This is a genomic window from Brevibacterium antiquum (assembly GCF_016107655.1).
Taxonomy (GTDB): Bacteria; Actinomycetota; Actinomycetes; order Actinomycetales; family Brevibacteriaceae; genus Brevibacterium; species Brevibacterium antiquum.
In genome coordinates, this window is the sequence record NZ_JABASX010000001.1 from 550,188 (window position 1) to 568,404 (window position 18,217).

Consider the following 18,217-nt stretch of genomic DNA (forward strand, 5'->3'; position numbering starts at 1 on the left):
TGAATTTGTCGGCAGCTCTCTACAATTGGTAGAGTTGTTGCGGTGCTGGAGCCAATTGTTGCTCCAAGTCGCTCCTGAACCTATACCCACACAATCAAAGTGTGGATCAGGCCAGGCCATTTAGGCTTTTGACCATGGGAGAGTAAAGGAAACGTGGGAACACTCAACGCTGCGAACACAACGATCCAAGCCGCTGAAAGTGGTTTTCACGCCCCATCCATGGCGGAGTTCTTTCCCGCCGCGTTCCTCTTCGAAGGCACTCCCTTTGAGATGAACCGCGTGATGCTCATTCGCGTCCTCGCCACTGTCGCAGTCGTTGTTCTGCTCGCGGTGTGGGCCAAGCGCATGAAGCTGGTACCCAGCCGTTTCCAGTCAGCTATGGAGCTGGCCATGGAGTTCGTCACCGTCGGCATCGCCGAAGACACCATGGGCAAGGAAAAAGCCAAGAAGTTCATGCCGCTGATCGTGGCCATCTTCTTCGGCATCCTGTTCTGGAACGTCACGAAGCTTATTCCGTTCCTCAACATGCCGGGCACCGGCGTCATCGGTCTCCCGATCGTCCTCACGCTGACGGTATACGTCACGTACCACTGGGCCGGCATCGCCGAGAAGGGGTTCGGCCGCTACATCAAGGACTCCCTGATCCTTCCCGGCGTCCCCTGGCCGATGCACATCCTGCTCATCCCCATCGAGTTCCTGACCAAGTTCGTGACTCAGCCGTTCACCTTGGCGATCCGGCTCTTTGCCAACATGATGGTCGGCCACCTTCTCCTGGTGCTGTGCTTCTCCGCAACGAGCTTCTTCCTGTTCGATGCCGCCAACGGGTTCCAGTTCTTCTCAATCATCACCTTCGCCGGCGGATTCTTCGTCTTCATCCTCGAGATGCTGATCGTCGTCCTGCAGGCCTACATCTTCGCCCTTCTGTCCTGTGTCTACATCAACGCCGCGATCTCAGACGATCACTGAGGCAGCGCCCCACATTCTGTAACCTCAGACGTTACAAGGGCCGGGCCAACCACCCGGTCGACATATGAAAGGAAAGCATTCAATGGATATGCTCGCTGAAGTCACCGGCAGCCTCAACACCGTCGGTTACGGCCTCGCCGCAATCGGCCCCGGCGTCGGTGTCGGTATTGTCATCGGTAAGACCATCGAGGGAACCGCTCGTCAGCCTGAAATGGCCGGCGCACTGCGCGGAAACATGTTCCTCGGAATTGCGCTGATCGAGGCCCTGGCCCTGATCGGCATCGCCACCCCGTTCTTCCTGCCCTGATCACGAAGAGGACTAAACGATGACTCCGGTACACATTCTTGCTGCGTCTGAGAATCCACTTCTCCCGGCGTGGTACGACATCATCTGGAGTGCCATCTGTCTGCTGATCGTCTTCCTGGTTGTCTGGAAGTACGTCCTCCCGGCCTTCAACAAGACCCTTGATGAGCGCGCAGAGCGCATTCAGGGTGGAATTGAAAAGGCTGAGAAGGTGCAGGCCGAAGCCGATGAGGCTCTGGCCGAGTATCAGAAGCAGCTCGCCGACGGCCGTGCAGAAGCTGCACGACTGCGCGCCGAGGCTCAGGAAGAAGGCGCCCAGATCATCGCCAATATGAAGACCCAGGCTCATGCCGAGTCCGAGCGCATCGTCGCTCAGGCCCAGACGCAGATCGAAGCCGAGCGTCAGTCCGCCATGGTGCAGCTGCGTTCGGAAGTCGGCACTCTGGCCACCGATCTGGCATCGCGCATCGTCGGTGAATCTCTCACCGATGACCAGCGTTCTGCCAACGTGGTCGATCGCTTCATCTCCGATCTCGAGTCGCAGTCTTCGGCACAGCCGGTCAAGGGGGCGTGATGCTCCAGTCGAGCAGATTGTCCCTGCAGGCCGTACTTGAAACCGCCAACGCTGAGATCTCCCGCGGTGACGCGCGAGAAATCGGTGCTGGTGAACTGGCCATCGTTGCCGTTCTCGCTGAGAACGTGACGTTGCGCAAGGCCTTGGCAGACTCGTCCGAGTCGGCTGAGAAGAAGCAGCAGCTGCTGCGGACTCTGTTCTCGACTCGGACCACCAATACGGCCCTGCGTCTGAGCGAACTGGCTGTGAGCCAGCGCTGGGCGAGGACTCAGGACTTGGTGACCAGCCTTGAGGTTGCCGGAGTGACAGCTATCGCAGCTGCTGCTCAGGCATCCGGTCAACTCGGCCAGGTGGAAGAGGAAGTCTTCCGCTTCGCCCGTCTGTGCGAAAGCGAACACGAACTGGCGCGGGCCCTGGAATCCGATGCGTCCGCATCGACTAAGCGCGCGCTCATCGCAGACTTGCTGGCAGGTAGGGCGCAGGCCGACACCATCACACTGATCGAGCAGGCGGTTCTGTACCCACGCGGCCTCCGCGTGGCGAAAGCTCTGGATCAGTACAGCGATATCCTCGCGGCGCGACAGCAGCGTTCAGTCGCCGATGTCACCGTCGCCAAACCGTTGAGCGAGGCTCAGACCCAGAAACTCGCGGCCGCTCTGTCCGCCAGCTACGGACGCGATCTCGTGCTCAACGTTCAGGTCGACCCCGAAGTCGTCGGGGGAGTCCGGGTTCAGGTCGGCGATGAGATGATGAGTTCCACAGTGGCTGATCGTCTGGCCGAAGTTCAGCGCAAGCTCGCAAGTTAAATCGAGGGGCCGGCCAGTCCGGCAGCACAGGCGGCCCACCGGTCGTCGGACACAAGTTTTGAGTAAAGGAAGCAGGGAAACCAGATGGCGGAACTGACAATTCGCCCGGAAGAGATCCGGGACGCTCTCGGGAAGTTCGTTGACTCGTACAACCCCGAGAGTTCGGTAAAGTCCGAGGTCGGCAAGGTCGTCACCGCAGGTGACGGAATTGCCCACGTCTCGGGTCTGCCCGGCACCATGGCCAACGAACTCCTCCGGTTCGAAGACGGCACCTTGGGCTTGGCACAGAACCTGGACGAGCGCGAGATCGGCGTCGTCGTCCTCGGAGAGTTCTCCGGGGTCGCGGCTGAGCAGAACGTCTACCGCACCGGTGAGGTTCTCTCCATCCCCGTCGGCGACGGATACCTCGGTCGCGTGGTCGATCCTCTGGGTCAGCCAGTCGACGGACTCGGTGAAGTCGAGACTGTCGGACGTCGTGAGCTCGAGCTCCAGGCAGCAGGCGTGATGGATCGCCAGGAGGTTCGCGAACCTCTGCAGACCGGCTACAAGAGCATTGACGCTATGATCCCTGTCGGCCGTGGACAGCGCCAGCTGGTCATCGGTGACCGCAAGACGGGTAAGACCGCCCTTGCGATCGACACGATCATCAACCAGAAGGCCAACTGGGAAACCGGTGACCCGAAGAAGCAGGTTCGCTGCATCTACGTCGCCGTAGGCCAGAAGGGCTCGACCATCGCGGGGGTCCGCCGTTCGCTCGAAGAAGCGGGCGCACTGGAATACACCACGATCGTGTCCTCTCCTGCTTCTGACCCTGCAGGCTTCAAATACCTCGCCCCATACTCCGGTTCGGCCATCGGTCAGCACTGGATGTATGAAGGCAAGCACGTCCTCATCGTGTTCGATGACCTCTCGAAGCAGGCCGAGGCCTACCGTGCAGTGTCACTTCTGCTGCGCCGCCCGCCAGGCCGCGAGGCTTTCCCAGGAGACGTGTTCTACCTGCACTCGCGTCTGCTTGAGCGTTGTGCGAAGCTCTCCGATGAACTCGGCGGCGGTTCGATGACCGGTCTTCCGATCATTGAGACCAAGGCCAACGACGTCGGTGCGTTCATTCCGACCAACGTGATTTCGATCACCGACGGTCAGATCTTCCTGCAGTCGGATCTGTTCAATGCGGGCCAGCGTCCTGCTGTCGACGTGGGCATCTCCGTGTCCCGTGTCGGTGGTGCCGCTCAGACCAAGGCTCTCAAGAGTGTCTCAGGCACATTGAAGATCTCCCTGGCCCAGTATCGTTCGCTCGAGGCGTTCGCGATGTTCGCTTCGGACCTTGACGAGACGACCAAGCGCGACCTGGCTCGTGGTGCACGACTGACCGAGCTGCTCAAGCAGTCTCAGTTCTCGCCGATGCCCTTCGAGAAGCAGACCGTGTCGATCTTCGCAGGTACGCACGGCTATCTTGACGAGATTCCCGTTTCGGATGTGCTCAAGTTCGAAACCGAGCTCCACGATCACATCGAACGCAAGACCGGAATCTTGACGACTATTCGTGAGACGCTCAAGCTCGATGATGACACTTCGGCAGAGCTGGACAACGTCTTGACGGAGTTCACCCGGAACTTCGTCAGCTCCGACTCCAGCGGATCAAAGGCAGGCAGCGAAGACACTGCCACCGCCTCATCCGATGAGGTCGAGCAGGAGCAGATCGTTCGGCAGAAGCGTTGAATCTGATCCGTAACAGCGAAAGGAAGAACTGATGGGAGCCCAGCAGAGGGTCTTCAAGCAGAAGATCCGCTCCACCTCGTCCTTGAGGAAGATCTTCAAGGCCATGGAGCTCATCGCTGCTTCACGGATTCAGAAGGCCATTGCTCGATCGCAGTCCGCCAGCCCATACGCCAACGCCCTGACCCGTGCGGTCTCGGCGGTGGCGAGTGAGTCCAACGTCGACCACGTGTTGACGACCGAGCCTGAGTCGGTCACTCGTGCAGCAGTGCTGGTGATCGGCCCAGATCGTGGATTCGCTGGCGCCTATTCGGCGAACCTGCTGCGTGAGGCTGAAGAGCTGAATCGCCTGCTGCGCAGCGAAGGCAAGGACGTATCGCTCTTCACCGTCGGAGGGAAGGCCAAGAACTACTACACCTTCCGCGACCGTGCGATCGAACAGTCCTGGACCGGGATCTCTGAGATGCCGACTCCGGAGAATGCTCGGGAGATCGGTGAGGCTCTGCTGCAGAGCTTCAATACCGATTCCGCGCAGACCGGTGTGGATGAGATCTACATCGTATTCACGAAGTTCGTCTCCAGCGTCAAACACGACCCGGAATACCGGCGACTGCTTCCGCTCGAGGTAGTCGACGCGGACGAGGTCGCAACCGGCGGTCCGTCCGAACCGGCGAAGGACGCAGCTGCGTTCCCTCTCTATGAGTTCGAACCCAGTGCCGAGGCCGTCTTGGATTCGTTGCTGCCGCGCTACATCGACTCACGGATTCTGTCCGCGCTGTTGAGCGCCTCTGCGTCCGAGCAGGCTTCGCGTCAGGCTGCGATGAAGACTGCGACCGATAACGCGGACGATCTGATCAAGACCTACACCCGGTTGGCCAATACGGCTCGCCAGGCGGAAATCACCCAGGAACTCACCGAGATCGTCGGTGGGGCCGATGCCCTCGCGGCATCATCAGCCGGCGACTGACCGGCGAGAGCAGAGAAGAAAGAGACCATGACTGCCACAGCTACGGATACCTCCCCGGCGCAGGGCACAGCCCTCGGCCGGATTTCCCGAGTCATCGGCCCGGTTGTCGACGTCGAGTTTCCGCTCGACTCCGTGCCAGCGATCTACAACTCCCTTTCCACCTCGGTGGAACTCTCCGAAGGCACGCGCAAGCTGACCTTCGAGACTGCACTGCACCTGGGCAACGGCCTTGTGCGTGCCGTTTCCCTGCAGCCCACCGACGGACTGGTTCGCGGCCAGGAGGTCGTCGACTCCGGCGCTCCTATCACCGTGCCGGTCGGCGACGTGACCAAGAACCACGTGTGGAACACCACCGGTGACTGCCTCAACCTCGAAGAGGGCGAGAAGCTCGAGATCAGCGAACGCTGGCCCATCCACAGGACAGCTCCTGCCTTCGACGAACTCGAGTCGAAGACCGAGATGCTGGAAGTCGGCATCAAGAGCATCGACCTCCTCACCCCGTATGTCCAGGGTGGAAAGATCGGCCTCTTCGGTGGTGCTGGCGTCGGCAAGACCGTCCTCATCCAGGAGATGATCTTCCGCATCGCTCACAACCACAACGGCACCTCGGTGTTCGCCGGTGTGGGTGAGCGCACCCGTGAGGGCAATGACCTCATCATGGAGATGGACGAGGCCGGCGTGTTCAAAGACACTGCCTTGGTCTTCGGCCAGATGGACGAGCCACCAGGCACCCGTCTGCGCGTTGCGCTGTCGGCACTGACCATGGCGGAGTACTTCCGCGATGTCCAGAACCAGGACGTACTGCTGTTCATCGACAACATCTTCCGTTTCACGCAGGCAGGCTCCGAGGTTTCGACCCTTCTGGGCCGCATGCCTTCGGCCGTGGGCTACCAGCCCAACCTGGCGGATGAGATGGGTGTTCTCCAGGAGCGCATCACCTCGACTCGTGGTAACTCGATCACGTCGATGCAGGCGATCTACGTTCCCGCCGACGACTACACCGACCCGGCTCCGGCAACGACGTTCGCACACCTGGACGCGACGACCGAGCTCAACCGTGACATCGCCTCGCGCGGTCTGTACCCGGCCATTGATCCACTGACCTCTACATCGCGTATCCTCGATCCGCTGATCGTGGGCGAAGAGCACTACCGTGTCGCCAACGAGGTCAAGGCCATTCTGCAGAAGAACAAGGAACTGCAGGACATCATCGCCATCCTTGGCGTCGATGAACTCGGTGAAGAGGACAAGCTCGTCGTCCACCGTGCTCGTCGCATCGAGCAGTTCCTGTCGCAGAACACCTACACCGCTGAGAAGTTCACGCAGGTGCCTGGCTCGACAGTTCCGCTGGCTGACACCATCGAAGGGTTCTCGAAGCTCTGCGCCGGCGAGGTTGACCACATCCCCGAGCAGGCGTTCTACAACGTAGGTGGGCTTGATGACGTCATGCGCAACTACGAAGAGATGCAGAAGTAAGCCATGGCTGCACTCGATGTGAACGTCGTAGCAGCCGACCAAAAGGTATGGGCTGGTGAGGCCAAGCGCGTCATCGCCCGTACCTTGGACGGCGAGATCGGCATCCTCCCAGGCCACGAGCCTGTTCTTGGTGTCGTTGCCGATGGTGAAGCACGTATTCTCACGACCTCTGATGAGACCATCCGGGTCAAGGCCGATGGTGGATTCCTCTCGGTCGAGAATAATCGCGTCATCATTGCCGCTGATCAGGCCGAACTTCTCTGATCCGTCAATTAAACTGGCAACCGTGAACCCTTCCGTCCTTCTGATCGTTCTGCTCTCGTTAGTAGGACTCGCCCTGGCTTTGATCGTCGTTGTGACGATTCGACGCAGGTCGATTTCGAAGCTCTCCGGTGCTTTTGACTGTTCCATCAACGTGGGCGAGGAATCCTCTTCTCGCCCACGTTGGCGTTTGGGTGTAGCAGTGTTCTCAGTGGCATCACTGGACTGGTATCCCGTATTCGCGCTGACTCGACGCGCCGCAGTTCGTCTCCCGCGTGCCGACCTCGATATTCTCGTCCGCCGCAAACCCACGTCCGGTGAACAGTACTCGGTGCTGCCCGACGCAGTGGTGGTGGACTGCTCCTACGGGAAGGCTGACGGCCGACCCCGTTCCGTATCTCTGGCCATGGACACCGAATCGCTGTCTACGATGGCCTCCTGGCTGGAATCATCGCCCCCCGGCTTCAACCCGACGATGGGAAGGTTCACCTGATGGATGTCTTTCGCTTGACCGGTCCGAGTCGACTGCGCGGCGAGGTCGATATCAGGGGAGCCAAGAACAGCGTCCTCAAACTCATGGCGGCCGGTCTGTTGGCCGTCGGCCGAACGACGATCACCAATGTGCCGGCGATCCTCGACGTGCGGATTATGGTTCAGCTCCTGATCCGGCTCGGCTGCAACGTCGATTACGATGCCGATCGCGGCATCGTCAGCATCGACGTCCCCGCCGAGGTCGGCATCCAGGCGGACTATGAACTCGTGCGAGCGATGCGAGCGTCGATCTCCGTCCTCGGGCCGCTGACCGCCCGGATGCGCGCAGCACATGTAGCCCTTCCCGGCGGCGATGCGATCGGCTCCCGGGGCCTGGATATGCATCAGGCAGGTCTCGAAGCTCTCGGTGCAACGGTGCATCTTGATCACGGCTATTTCGTCGCGGAGGCTCCCAGCGGTCTCCATGGAACGGACATCGTTCTCGAATTCCCCTCCGTCGGTGCTACGGAGAACCTGGTCATGGCGGCAACGTTGGCCCATGGCGTGACAACAATCTCGAATGCGGCCAAGGAGCCGGAGATCGTCGACATCTGCACAATGCTCGTCGATATGGGCGCCCAGATCAGTGGAATCGGCACCGCCGACCTCACGATCAGCGGTGTCGACGAACTCCACCCGGTCGACCACCGAACAGTGGGGGACCGGATCGTAGCTGGAACCTACGCGTTCGGCGCTGCTCTCTCGAACGGTGATGTGACCGTCAAGGGAGTCGGACTCGAGCTGATGCCCAATATCGCGATCAAACTCCGCGACTCGGGTGCCACTGTCGATGACCTCGGCGAAATCGAGCTCGGCGATGGGACGCGTGGAAATGGATTCCGCGTCATCGGTGCCGAGCGTCCGCACGCGATTCGCGTCGCGACTATGCCGTTCCCCGGCTTCCCCACGGATCTGCAGCCGTTCGTGATCGCACTGAATTCAGTCTCAGACGGTGTCGGACTGCTGTCAGAGAACCTGTTCGAAGCTCGTTGGCGGTTCGTCCAGGAGATTGCCCGACTCGGTGCGAAGGTTCGAGTCGACGGCAACCACGCCCTGATCTCCGGTGTCGACAGCCTGTCCGGCGCCGAGGTGGAAGCGTCAGACATCCGCGCCGGTGCCGGTCTGGTGATGGCGGGCCTGCGGGCCGCTGGAATCACAGAAGTCTCCGGCATCGACCACATCGAACGCGGCTACGAGAACTTCGTATCGAACCTGCGCAGTCTTGGCGCCAACATCGAACGCGTTGAAAAAGCCGATATCCTCAGCTTCGAGTAGGACTCAGAACAGACGCGAGTCAGGATCGTCCATACCGCGCAGCGCATCGTAGTCTAAGACGACACAGCGGATGCCACGGTCCTCGGCCAAGGTCCGAGCCTGGGGCTTGATCTCCTGAGCGGCGAAGACTCCCTGGACCGGCGTGAGCAGCGGGTCACGGTTCATCAGTTCCAGGTACCTGCTCAGCTGCTCAACGCCGTCGATATCGCCACGTCGTTTGATCTCCACGGCAACGGACTTGTGGCCGTGGTCGCGGGCGAGAATGTCGACTGGCCCGATGGCCGTCATGTATTCGCGCCTGACCAAGCTGTACCCGTCACCGAGAGTCTCTATATGTTCGGCCAGCAGCTCCTGCAGGTGGGCTTCCACCCCGTCTTTGACCAGTCCGGGATCGATGCCGAACTCATGCTGGTCATCGGCGATCACCTCGGCGATGGAGATGACGAGCTTGTCACCTGTCTTGGCCTGGGAGACCGTCCAGATCTCGGCTAGGCCTGCCTCCTCCTGTTCCTGGCTCGGATCAGTGACTCTGATCGAGCACGGGGGAGTCATCCAGTTCAAGGGCTTGTACGATCCGCCATCCGAATGGATGAGGATCGAGCCGTCGGCCTTGAGCATGATGAGACGGGTGGCCATGGGCAGATGGGCGGTCAGACGACCGGCATAATCAACGGAGCACTTAGCAATGACGAGACGCACGCGCTTCACCCTACGTGAGAGAATGGGCAGATGCCACGATCTACCTCCTCGCGTCGCAAAAACAAATGGCAGCAGGCCCCGCGTGAGCTCTCCGACTCTGTGAGTGGACTGCGCACAAGTCGGGATCTGCCCGACGGGACATGGTCGGTGCAGAACGTTGCCGGCAATTCTCAGGGCAAGGTCTATATCTGCCCAGGGTGCGGACAGGACGTGGCGTCGTCGACGGCACATATCGTTGCCTGGCGACAGACTGCGCGACACGGCACCGAGGTGGGAGTGGAGTCCCGCCGCCATTGGCACACGAGGTGCTTTCAGAAATTCAGGTGAGGGTACTCGTCGCGGGCCGATGGCAGGCGGACCAAGAATCGAGACCAGAAGAAAGGGCCAGTTCTTTGTGAACTGGCCCCTTCTCAATGGCGCAGGCTGTGGGAGGGTGAAGACCTCAGCGCAGCGAATTCCCGGACCGCGATGCCTTGCTGTTCTTGCTCTGCGACCCCGAAACCTGAGCATCGATGGCTATCGTGTCAGCATCGGTGGCTCCATTGGGCAGGTCGGAGTCCTCGGCTTCATCGGAATCGTCCGTCTCGGCAGGCTTCTCGGCCTCCGACTGAGCTCCCTGAGGCTCGGACGCCTCGGTAGGCACGGTCTTACCCGGTGTCTCCGCAGCGTCCGTGGAGTCCACTGAGGCAGCTGTGTCGGCTGGGCCGTCCGTGCTCTTCGCGCCGGCATCCGCGTCGTCAGCAGCGATGTCATCAGCCTTGTCTGTCTCCTCGGGATCCTCCGCCAGAAGGTCGGCGAGCTCCTGCTCATCGGCGATCTGCTCGGTGGCATGGGACGCGGACTCAGCCTTGGCCGGGTCGACGGAATCGCCGCCCATCACACCGGGCATGGCGAACAGGGAGCGGAGCTGATCGAGCTGCGCTGTGATCGTCTTGCGCTGCTTGGTCAACAGGTCGACCTGGGACTGAGCCGATGCCACGTTGCGCTTGGCTTCGGCCGCGGACTCCTCAATGGTGGCTTCGGCCGTTGCCCGGGCTTCACCGATGAGGGTCTGCGCGCGAGTCTTACCGTCGGCAATGATGTCGTCAGCCTTCTTCACCGCATCCGAGCGGGTCGTCTCTGCTCTCTCCGCGGCCTCCTTGGCTTCTGCATCTGCCTTCGCCGCACGCGCCTGAGCCTCGTCGATGAGTTTCTTATTCTCTATCTGAGCTGCGTCGTAGCGCTTCTTGCGATCGGCCTCGGCGGCCTGGCGCTTACCAGCCAGCTCGACCTCGAGTTCGTCAGAGGCCTTCGTCGATGCCGCGTCGCGAGCCTTCGCAGCGGCGAGGAGCTCGTCGGCTTGCGCCTGAGCAGTGCTGATCGACTCATCTGCCTGGCTCTTGGCTTCGGCCCGCAGATCCGCGGCCTGCTTCTCAGAAGTGGCCCTGAGCTCGGCGAGCTCGTGTTCGAGGCTTTCGCGGGCTTCCTTCGTGGCAGCCTCATTTGCCTCTTTGGCCTGGTTGTATTCGCGTTCTGCCGTCGCCTTGAGCTCTGCGGCACGCTTTTCGGCAGCTTTCACAGTCTCGTCGGCGCGCAGCTCGGCCGAACTGATGATGGCATCGGCCTCGGAGCGGGCATTGGACAGAGTGTCGTTGCTCTCCGTGTGCATGCGGGCACGAGCCGAAGCGGCTTCGGCTCGTGCCTTGTTGCGGATCGTCTCTGCGTCGGAGTTTGCCTGCGAGAGAGTCTCGCGTGCCTGGGATTCTGCGATCTTGAGCAGATGGTCGATGCGGCTTCCGGGAGGACCTGAAGCCTCGGCGCTGTCATTGGCAGCCTTCTTCAGCTGGGCCTTCGCCTCCGAGAGTTCTCCGGCGATCTGAAGTTTTGCGCGATCAGCGTTGATGACCTGACTTCGGGCATCGGAAAGGGCCTTACGAACGGACTCGACCTCGGTTCGCAGCTGCTGCAGGCGAGAATCAACTTCACTTTTTTCGTAGCCGCGCATCGCTGTGCGGAATTCTTCGGTGGGCGTCACTGAAGTGGACTCCTGTCGTGTCAAGGTATGTGGTCAAATCGTCCCACCACTACTCTAACGGACTCACTATGAGTGTTGGGTGCGAATTCCTAAGTCTGGACGTCTCCTGCCGCGATGTGACATAACCCCCGTGACCGAGGCCACAGACAGCTGGACTATCCTTAGAGCAGACAACACTTCATCGACTTCCCTCGCTGTCAGCGGGGTACGAATATCTGAGGAGGAAAAATGGCTGAAGCAGTGATCGTCGCGGGTGCGCGTACTCCGTTCGGGCGTCTGCAGGGAGGTCTGTCGTCGCTGACAGCTGTGCAGTTAGGCGGCAAGGCGATCTCTGGCGCACTCGGTCGCGCAGGGATCACCGGCGAGGACGTCGAGTACGTCATCATGGGGCAGGTTCTGCAGGCCGGGCTCGGCCAGGGACCTGCGCGCCAGGCCGCGGTCGAAGCCGGCATCCCGATGCACGTGCCCGGTGTCACCGTGAACAAGCTGTGTCTGTCCGGCATCAACGCGATCACACAGGCGGCCCAGCTGGTGCGGGCAGGGGAGTACGACGTCGTCGTCGCCGGAGGGCAGGAATCGATGAGCCTGGCTCCCCACCTGCTGGAGAAGTCACGTTCGGGCTACAAATACGGTGATGTCGTGATGAAGGACCATATGGACTACGACGGTCTATGGGATGCCTTCACCGACCAGGCCATGGGTGGTCTGACCGAAGATGCCAACGCCGGTGACTTCGAATTCTCCCGTGAGGACCAGGACGCCTTCGCTGCCCGCTCACATCAGCGTGCAGCGCAGGCCTGGGAATCGGGCGCATTCACCGACGAAGTCGAGGCAGTCACCATCTCCGGTCGCAAGGGTGACGTGACCGTCTCCACCGATGAGGGCGTGCGCGCCGAGACGACCCCGGAGTCGATGGCCAAACTGCGACCGGCCTTCCGCAAGGACGGCACGATCACAGCCGGAAACGCCTCGCAGATCTCCGACGGTGCATGCGCTGTCGTCGTCATGTCACGTGAGAAGGCTGAAGCGCTCGGTGCCCCCATTCTCGCCGAGATCCGCTCGCACGGGTGGACGGCAGGCCCCGACTCGTCGCTGCAGCATCAGCCTTCACAGGCGATTCAGGCCGCTGCCGCGAAGGAAGGGGTCGCGGCTGATTCGTTCGACCTCTATGAGATCAACGAAGCCTTCGCTGCAGTCGGACTCGCCAGTTCGAAGGACCTGGGCATCGATCCCGAGAAGGTCAACGTCAATGGTGGTGCTGTTGCACTGGGCCACCCGATCGGCGCCTCCGGAGCGCGCATCGTATTGACCCTTGCGCTCGAGCTCCAGCGCCGAGGTGGCGGCACAGGTGTCGCCGCCCTCTGCGGTGGTGGCGGCCAGGGTGACTCGCTCATCGTGTCCGTGCCCGCACGGAACTGACACAGATACGAAAGGAGAGCATCATGCTCGTCGCATTCTCCGTCGCTCCCAGCGGCGGTGACAATTCGGACGCATCGGTCCACGATGCGGTTGCCGCAGCTGTCGAGGTCGTTCGACGGTCCGGGTTGTCACACCGAACTGATTCGATGTTCACCACGATCGAAGGTGAATGGGATGAGGTGTTCGCTGTCGTCAAAGAGGCCACCGACGTCGTCGGTGAGTTCGGCCCGCGAGTGGCGCTGGTGCTGAAGGCTGATATTCGTCCGGGCTACACCGGTGAGATCGATGGCAAGCTCGAGCGTCTGGAAAGGGCCATCGACGCACGTGACGACGGCTGATCAGTCTGCTCATCACCGTCGATTGGTACCGACAGGTAAGTTGGGCACAGGTGAAACTTTCGGGAAATTCCTAGTGACGCAGGTCTCATTCGGGTCTACTCTTTCTTTAAGGAAGAAGGAGATGAACAATGAACGGTTCCACGTATTTCACTACAGCTACTGCACTGACGATGGTCGCCCTGCTCGGATTCATGGCTGCCGGATTCTTTCCGGTCATCGTCGACTTCGCCTTCGCCATCGAGGGAGTGGCCGTCATCCTCGCCCTCATCGGACTGGTCGCGGTCTCCTTCGTGACGGTGCGTAAGTCATTGGAGCGTGTCGCTCGCGAGTACTGATCCGCACGTCGAACACCCCTGATGCGGGGTGAGAGCAACTGCCCGGACACAGCGGCCCTCATCGATGCCTCGGAGTTCAACCTCTGAGACACTGATGAGGGTCGCTTTCTGTTCTCGTTCGGGCATCGGTTAGGATATTTGAGCCTCCGTAGCTCAGTTGGATAGAGCAACCGCCTTCTAAGCGGTAGGTCGCGGGTTCGAGCCCCGCCGGGGGTACTTTTGGGGTACTTCTTCTCAGACTGAGAGGCCAAGTGACGCTCCGAGTATTCGCACCAATGACCAATTACCTCACGTTACGGCGTGGCAATTGGTGCACGGCTGGGAAAACGTAGAGAGTGGATGCGTGATGACAGACAGTAAGAGTGCCGTGACGCCACCAGTGGGAGGGGCGCTGAGCGATATCGCGAAGCGAGTCTCAGAAACCCGCTTCACCCTGCAGACCGAAGACTTCGCTGACGGTCGCGAACTGCACCGTCAGCTCTCGTCGGAGTTGACTGACTACCTGCTGCCGCGGATCAATCGGACGCAGACGCCCTTCATGATCGCCGTGGGCGGTTCGACCGGTGCGGGCAAATCCACGCTCGTGAATTCTCTGGTGGGACGAGCAGTGAGCCCTGCCGGAGTGCGCCGACCAACGACGGGCAACCCGATCGTGGTCCACAACCCCGCCGACACCAAATTCTTCGAATCACAGTCGTTCTTGTCCGACCTGCCCCGCAGCACGGACCCCACGACCTCGACCCCATCTGTCGTGCTCATCCCCAACGACGACGTCGAACCCGGCACCGCCGTGCTTGACTGCCCGGACATCGACTCAATTGCCGAGTCGAATCGCGAGTTGGCCCGACGAATCCTGATGAGCGCCGACCTGTGGATGTTCGTGACCACAGCCAACCGCTATGCCGATGCCGCACCCTGGGCACTGCTGAGGGACGCCGCGGTTCGCAACACCTCCGTGGCCATCGTGCTCGACCGGGTGCCGCCGGAGGCGAACCGTGAGGTCAGGCACCATCTGTCCAGCCTGCTGTCGGAAGCAGGTTTGGCGAATTCTCCGATCTTCGCGGTGGCTGAGCTGGAGCTGGCAGACGGCCTGCTGCCTCACTCAGCGATCTATCCGATCCGATCCTGGATCAATCAGGTGAGCTCGGAGGGCCAGTCTCAGGAGCGCATACGACAGCGGACCCTCACGGGATCGATCGGCGCAATGCCGGCCCAGGTGAAGTCTCTGGCCGACTACGCAGAATCGCAGGAGTCGGCTTTCGACGAGCTGCAGCTCAGCCTTGATCAGACCTTCAATGCTGCGGGCGAAGGACTTGCCGAGATATTCTCCGACGGTCGCGTCCTGCATGGAGAGGTCAATGCCAGATGGCAGGACTTCGTAGGAACGGGACAGCTCTTTCGCGGTCTGGAACCCACGATGGCTCGCATGCGAGACAGAATCTCCGCTGCGGTCACAGGCAAGCACGATGCTGCTTCGCCGCTGCACATCGCGATTCTGCGCAGCGCAGCGATCTCACTGCGGGAACAGGCAATCGGTGTCGTTGACGAGATCAGTGCTCAGTGGCTGGGCAACCCGGCCGGATCGGCGTTACTGGACGCACACCCCGAACTCCGACAGAGCGCGAACGACCTTGAGGACTCGGTCAAGTCTGCCGTCAGCGGATGGTCCAACGAGGTGAACGCCCTCGTGCGAGACATCGGCCAGGGCAAGAAGTCTAAGGCCAGGATCCTGTCGTTCGGCGTCGGCGGAGTCTGTGCCGTGGTCGAATACGCGGCATTCTGGGACCCCAAGTACACAGATGCGGACAATCATGATTCGCGCAATGACGCGAATGTCGCCCTCAGCCTCGCCGGCACGATCTTCGGTGAACAGGAGGCCGTGAATATCATCGGATCGATCAGAGATCGCTTCCTGACTACAGCGGCAGGAATCGTCGGCGACTGCCGCGCGCCTTTTGACAACGTATTACGACTATCCGCGGTACCGGCGCGGCAAGCGGGCGTTCTGCGCGCCTCCGGTGATCGACTTGAGGTGGCATTGTGAACGATCCTGCACAGTCCGAGATCAGACGTCGGGCCGAAGGCATCCGAGAGACGCTGTCTCTGGGCCCCGACAAACTGAGTCCTGAAGTTCGCAGGGACGCGCAGAACCTGCTCGACCGCGCCGAGGACCGCCTCGGTCTCGGCGAGGAATTCACCGTTGTGGCCTTCGCAGGTTCCACTGGTTCGGGAAAATCGTCGCTGTTCAACGCCGTCGCCGGGCTGGACATCGCCCGGGTTGGTGTTCGCCGTCCGACCACTTCCCGCCCCACTGCATGTGTGTGGGGCGAAGGCGGTAACGACATCCTCAACTGGCTGCATGTTCCAGAGCGCAGCCGGACCTGGCGTGAATCGGCGCTCGACGGCGACGATCAGCGTAAACTCCATGGTCTGATTCTGCTTGATCTGCCTGACCACGATTCGACCGCTGTGAAGCATCGTGTCGAATCTGATCGACTCGTGGGCCTCGTCGACGTTGTCTTCTGGGTCGTTGACCCACAGAAATATGCTGACTTCTCACTGCACTCCGAATACCTGGCGAAGCTGGCAGAGAACAGCGCGAACATGGTCGTCGTTCTCAACCAGGTCGACAAGCTCAGTGACGAAGAGCAGAAAGCTGCTGCTGACCACCTGCAGCAGCTGCTCGTCGAGGACGGGCTCACCGACACCAAGGTGCACTTGACGTCCGCCGTGACACGAGATGGTGTACCTGAGGTCCGGTCGATTTTGGCTGACACAGTCGATTCCAAACAGGCCGCCTCAGAACGCCTATTGGCTGACATGCAGGCCATGGCGAAACGTATGCAGAACGAACTCGGCGAACCCGTGGTTCCACCCGATGAACGACCGGGAGCTTCGCGTCTCGTGGAGACGATGTCCGATGCCGCCGGCGTCGAGGCTGTCGCACAGACCGTCCACGATGACTATATTCGCCGGGCCTACCGCAAGACGGGGTACCCGGTGCTGGCATGGATGCAGAGAAATGCCCCCGATCCGCTGGGAGCCAAGCACGGTCAAGGCAGAGATGAACTCATCCGCGCGTCGGTGCCCGCGACCAGCAGAGCGCAAAGCTCTCAGGTGCGCCTGATGGCCCATGAACTCATCGCAGAATCAGTGTCGACAATGCCGCGACCATGGCAGAGCGCAGTCGCGGAGGCTGAGAAGGCGAGCACCGCCGAGCTGTCCGAAACGCTGGACTCGGCCGTGACGGCTGTGGATATCAAACCGCAGACTCCCGGTTGGTGGTCCTTGGCCAGGTTTCTGCAGATCATCTTCTTCATCGCCACGATCCTCGGTCTGCTGGGTGTCATCGCCACAGCGATCCTCGCCATCGTCGTGCCCGGAGCGCTTCCGGGATGGAGCTGGATTGTGAGTATCGGATTGCTGGTGGTGGGGATCATCGGATCCGTTGTGACTTCGGTGATCGCCAAGTCCGCGCGGAACAAGGGCGCGAACCAGGCGGCCAGCGACGTCGATCGCAAACTTCGCGAGGCGGTTGGGAGCGTGGCACAGAGCTCCTATCTGGAGCCCGTCAATGCTGTGATCGGTGAACACCGGCGCGCCTACGAGACGCTGCACTGACACTTCTGTGCACATGAGCGACGACTCATGTGCCAATGCCCTGTGGACGGCCAACAACCGTCCACAGGGCATTTTTCATGTCTGGACATCAGTGCTGCCTGGCACGCTCACTGGTGGTTGACGTGTTCGGCCGATTCAGACCGTTTCGTCCCCGATGGGCGATCCGGCAGGGCAGATCACGAAACTACCCAAGAAATGAGGCAACACGATGTCCATCATTCCGATCAACCTCAGCGGTACTGTGGCTGCCGATCCGCAGAGCCGGACACTTCCCTCGGGCAGAGCCTGCGCTTCCTTCCGTCTGGCGGTCAACCATTGGCGCCTCGACAAGGGGACCGGGGAATATGTCTCCGATACAACGTCGTGGTTCAGCGTCGACTGCTATGGACCCTTGGCCAGCAATGCCTCGATGAGCCTCCATCAGGGAATGTCCGTGGTGGTGCAGGGGACCCTGAAGATCCGCGAATGGTCGACAGAGGAGAAGAGCGGAATCTCTCCGACCGTCGTCGCCGAGCACATCGGTCCCGATCTTCGCTACGGAACCGCCCACTATCAGAAGGCCGGCAGTGTGAACCGGCAGCACGAGGGTCAGCAGCAGGAATCGTCAGGCAGCGACTCATCCTGGGGGAGCCTCGCCGGGACAGGCGCAGGCGAGGTCGGGCCCGATGCCTCCGAAGCGTCGAGCCTCGGTGCTGGGAACGAGGGAGAAGGCGACGCAGAAGGTGCAGAAGATGATGTGACTGCCGAAGCTGGAGGAGGAGACTCCGGAGACCTTGATGATGCCATCGTTCGTGACACGGTGAGCGCAGCGGCACCGTTCTGAGTGGGGCGGAACAGCGCCGCATCACCGTCATCGCACGGATCACGTGAACAGGTCGAGGCTGGAACACGTCGGATCTGACCGCGATAGTGCGA

General features: G+C 61.1%; 18 protein-coding genes and 1 tRNA gene. 17 read left to right on the forward strand and 2 right to left on the reverse strand.

Going from position 1 to position 18,217, the window contains the following annotated elements; translation table 11 throughout:
- The first annotated feature begins 153 nt into the window (after window positions 1-153).
- The 10 genes from atpB to murA all read left to right on the forward strand — a co-directional run bounded on the left by atpB (window position 154) and on the right by murA (window position 8,876).
- Window positions 154-966: a F0F1 ATP synthase subunit A gene (gene atpB, locus JFC13_RS02520; protein ID WP_260848173.1), complete on the forward strand. Its 813-nt coding sequence runs from the start codon at window positions 154-156 to the stop codon at window positions 964-966.
- Window positions 967-1,048: 82 nt separating this feature from the next.
- On the forward strand, window positions 1,049-1,273 hold the full coding sequence (atpE, locus tag JFC13_RS02525; RefSeq protein WP_009884049.1) for a F0F1 ATP synthase subunit C: 225 nt from the start codon (window positions 1,049-1,051) through the stop codon (window positions 1,271-1,273).
- A 19-nt stretch (window positions 1,274-1,292) separates the two neighbouring features.
- Window positions 1,293-1,844 carry a F0F1 ATP synthase subunit B gene (locus JFC13_RS02530; RefSeq protein ID WP_143923304.1) on the forward strand — a complete coding sequence of 184 codons (552 nt, stop codon included), beginning with the start codon at window positions 1,293-1,295 and terminating at the stop codon, window positions 1,842-1,844.
- Window positions 1,844-2,650: a F0F1 ATP synthase subunit delta gene (locus JFC13_RS02535; protein ID WP_198395518.1), complete on the forward strand. Its 807-nt coding sequence runs from the start codon at window positions 1,844-1,846 to the stop codon at window positions 2,648-2,650. The genes JFC13_RS02530 and JFC13_RS02535 overlap by 1 nt, the downstream gene beginning before the upstream one ends.
- Window positions 2,651-2,734: 84 nt before the next feature.
- Complete coding sequence (gene atpA, locus JFC13_RS02540) at window positions 2,735-4,369, forward strand: F0F1 ATP synthase subunit alpha (RefSeq protein ID WP_198395519.1); 1,635 nt, start codon at window positions 2,735-2,737, stop codon at window positions 4,367-4,369.
- A gap of 31 nt (window positions 4,370-4,400) precedes the next feature.
- Window positions 4,401-5,333 (forward strand): F0F1 ATP synthase subunit gamma, encoded by a 933-nt coding sequence (locus tag JFC13_RS02545; protein WP_198395520.1) that lies wholly within the window; start codon window positions 4,401-4,403, stop codon window positions 5,331-5,333.
- 27 nt (window positions 5,334-5,360) lie between these two features.
- Complete coding sequence (atpD, locus tag JFC13_RS02550) at window positions 5,361-6,809, forward strand: F0F1 ATP synthase subunit beta (RefSeq protein WP_198395521.1); 1,449 nt, start codon at window positions 5,361-5,363, stop codon at window positions 6,807-6,809.
- 3 nt (window positions 6,810-6,812) lie between these two features.
- On the forward strand, window positions 6,813-7,073 hold the full coding sequence (locus JFC13_RS02555) for a F0F1 ATP synthase subunit epsilon (RefSeq protein ID WP_198395522.1): 261 nt from the start codon (window positions 6,813-6,815) through the stop codon (window positions 7,071-7,073).
- The gene (locus JFC13_RS02560; RefSeq protein ID WP_232488044.1) at window positions 7,006-7,563 is read left to right on the forward strand and encodes a DUF2550 domain-containing protein; all 558 of its coding nucleotides are present in this window, start codon (window positions 7,006-7,008) and stop codon (window positions 7,561-7,563) included. The genes JFC13_RS02555 and JFC13_RS02560 overlap by 68 nt, the downstream gene beginning before the upstream one ends.
- Entirely contained in the window at window positions 7,563-8,876 is a 1,314-nt protein-coding gene (murA, locus tag JFC13_RS02565; protein WP_198395523.1) for a UDP-N-acetylglucosamine 1-carboxyvinyltransferase, read from the forward strand. Before JFC13_RS02560 ends, murA begins: the two co-directional genes overlap by 1 nt.
- Window positions 8,877-8,879: 3 nt before the next feature.
- Here murA and nucS read toward each other — a convergent pair whose 3' ends face one another.
- Together nucS and JFC13_RS02575 are read right to left on the reverse strand one after the other, a co-directional pair.
- Window positions 8,880-9,575: an endonuclease NucS gene (nucS, locus tag JFC13_RS02570; RefSeq protein WP_198395524.1), complete on the reverse strand. Its 696-nt coding sequence runs from the start codon at window positions 9,573-9,575 to the stop codon at window positions 8,880-8,882.
- A gap of 442 nt (window positions 9,576-10,017) precedes the next feature.
- A complete protein-coding gene (locus tag JFC13_RS02575) occupies window positions 10,018-11,589 on the reverse strand; it encodes a coiled-coil domain-containing protein (protein WP_198395525.1) in 1,572 nt (523 codons plus the stop codon).
- Window positions 11,590-11,817: 228 nt separating this feature from the next.
- Between JFC13_RS02575 and JFC13_RS02580 the strand changes: the two genes are divergently transcribed.
- The 7 genes from JFC13_RS02580 to JFC13_RS02610 all read left to right on the forward strand — a co-directional run bounded on the left by JFC13_RS02580 (window position 11,818) and on the right by JFC13_RS02610 (window position 18,125).
- Window positions 11,818-13,008 carry an acetyl-CoA C-acetyltransferase gene (locus tag JFC13_RS02580; RefSeq protein WP_198395526.1) on the forward strand — a complete coding sequence of 397 codons (1,191 nt, stop codon included), beginning with the start codon at window positions 11,818-11,820 and terminating at the stop codon, window positions 13,006-13,008.
- 23 nt (window positions 13,009-13,031) lie between these two features.
- The gene (locus JFC13_RS02585) at window positions 13,032-13,346 is read left to right on the forward strand and encodes a thiamine-binding protein (RefSeq protein WP_198395527.1); all 315 of its coding nucleotides are present in this window, start codon (window positions 13,032-13,034) and stop codon (window positions 13,344-13,346) included.
- Between the two features lie 128 nt (window positions 13,347-13,474).
- Window positions 13,475-13,681, forward strand: coding sequence for a hypothetical protein (locus JFC13_RS02590; protein WP_198395528.1), 207 nt, complete (start codon window positions 13,475-13,477; stop codon window positions 13,679-13,681).
- Window positions 13,682-13,823: 142 nt separating this feature from the next.
- Window positions 13,824-13,897: transfer RNA gene (locus tag JFC13_RS02595), tRNA-Arg, on the forward strand.
- Between the two features lie 130 nt (window positions 13,898-14,027).
- Window positions 14,028-15,725, forward strand: coding sequence for a dynamin family protein (locus tag JFC13_RS02600; protein ID WP_232488045.1), 1,698 nt, complete (start codon window positions 14,028-14,030; stop codon window positions 15,723-15,725).
- Window positions 15,722-17,302: a GTPase gene (locus JFC13_RS02605; protein WP_198395529.1), complete on the forward strand. Its 1,581-nt coding sequence runs from the start codon at window positions 15,722-15,724 to the stop codon at window positions 17,300-17,302. The genes JFC13_RS02600 and JFC13_RS02605 overlap by 4 nt, the downstream gene beginning before the upstream one ends.
- Before the next feature lie 208 nt (window positions 17,303-17,510).
- On the forward strand, window positions 17,511-18,125 hold the full coding sequence (locus JFC13_RS02610) for a single-stranded DNA-binding protein (RefSeq protein ID WP_198395530.1): 615 nt from the start codon (window positions 17,511-17,513) through the stop codon (window positions 18,123-18,125).
- Window positions 18,126-18,217: the final 92 nt, after the last annotated feature.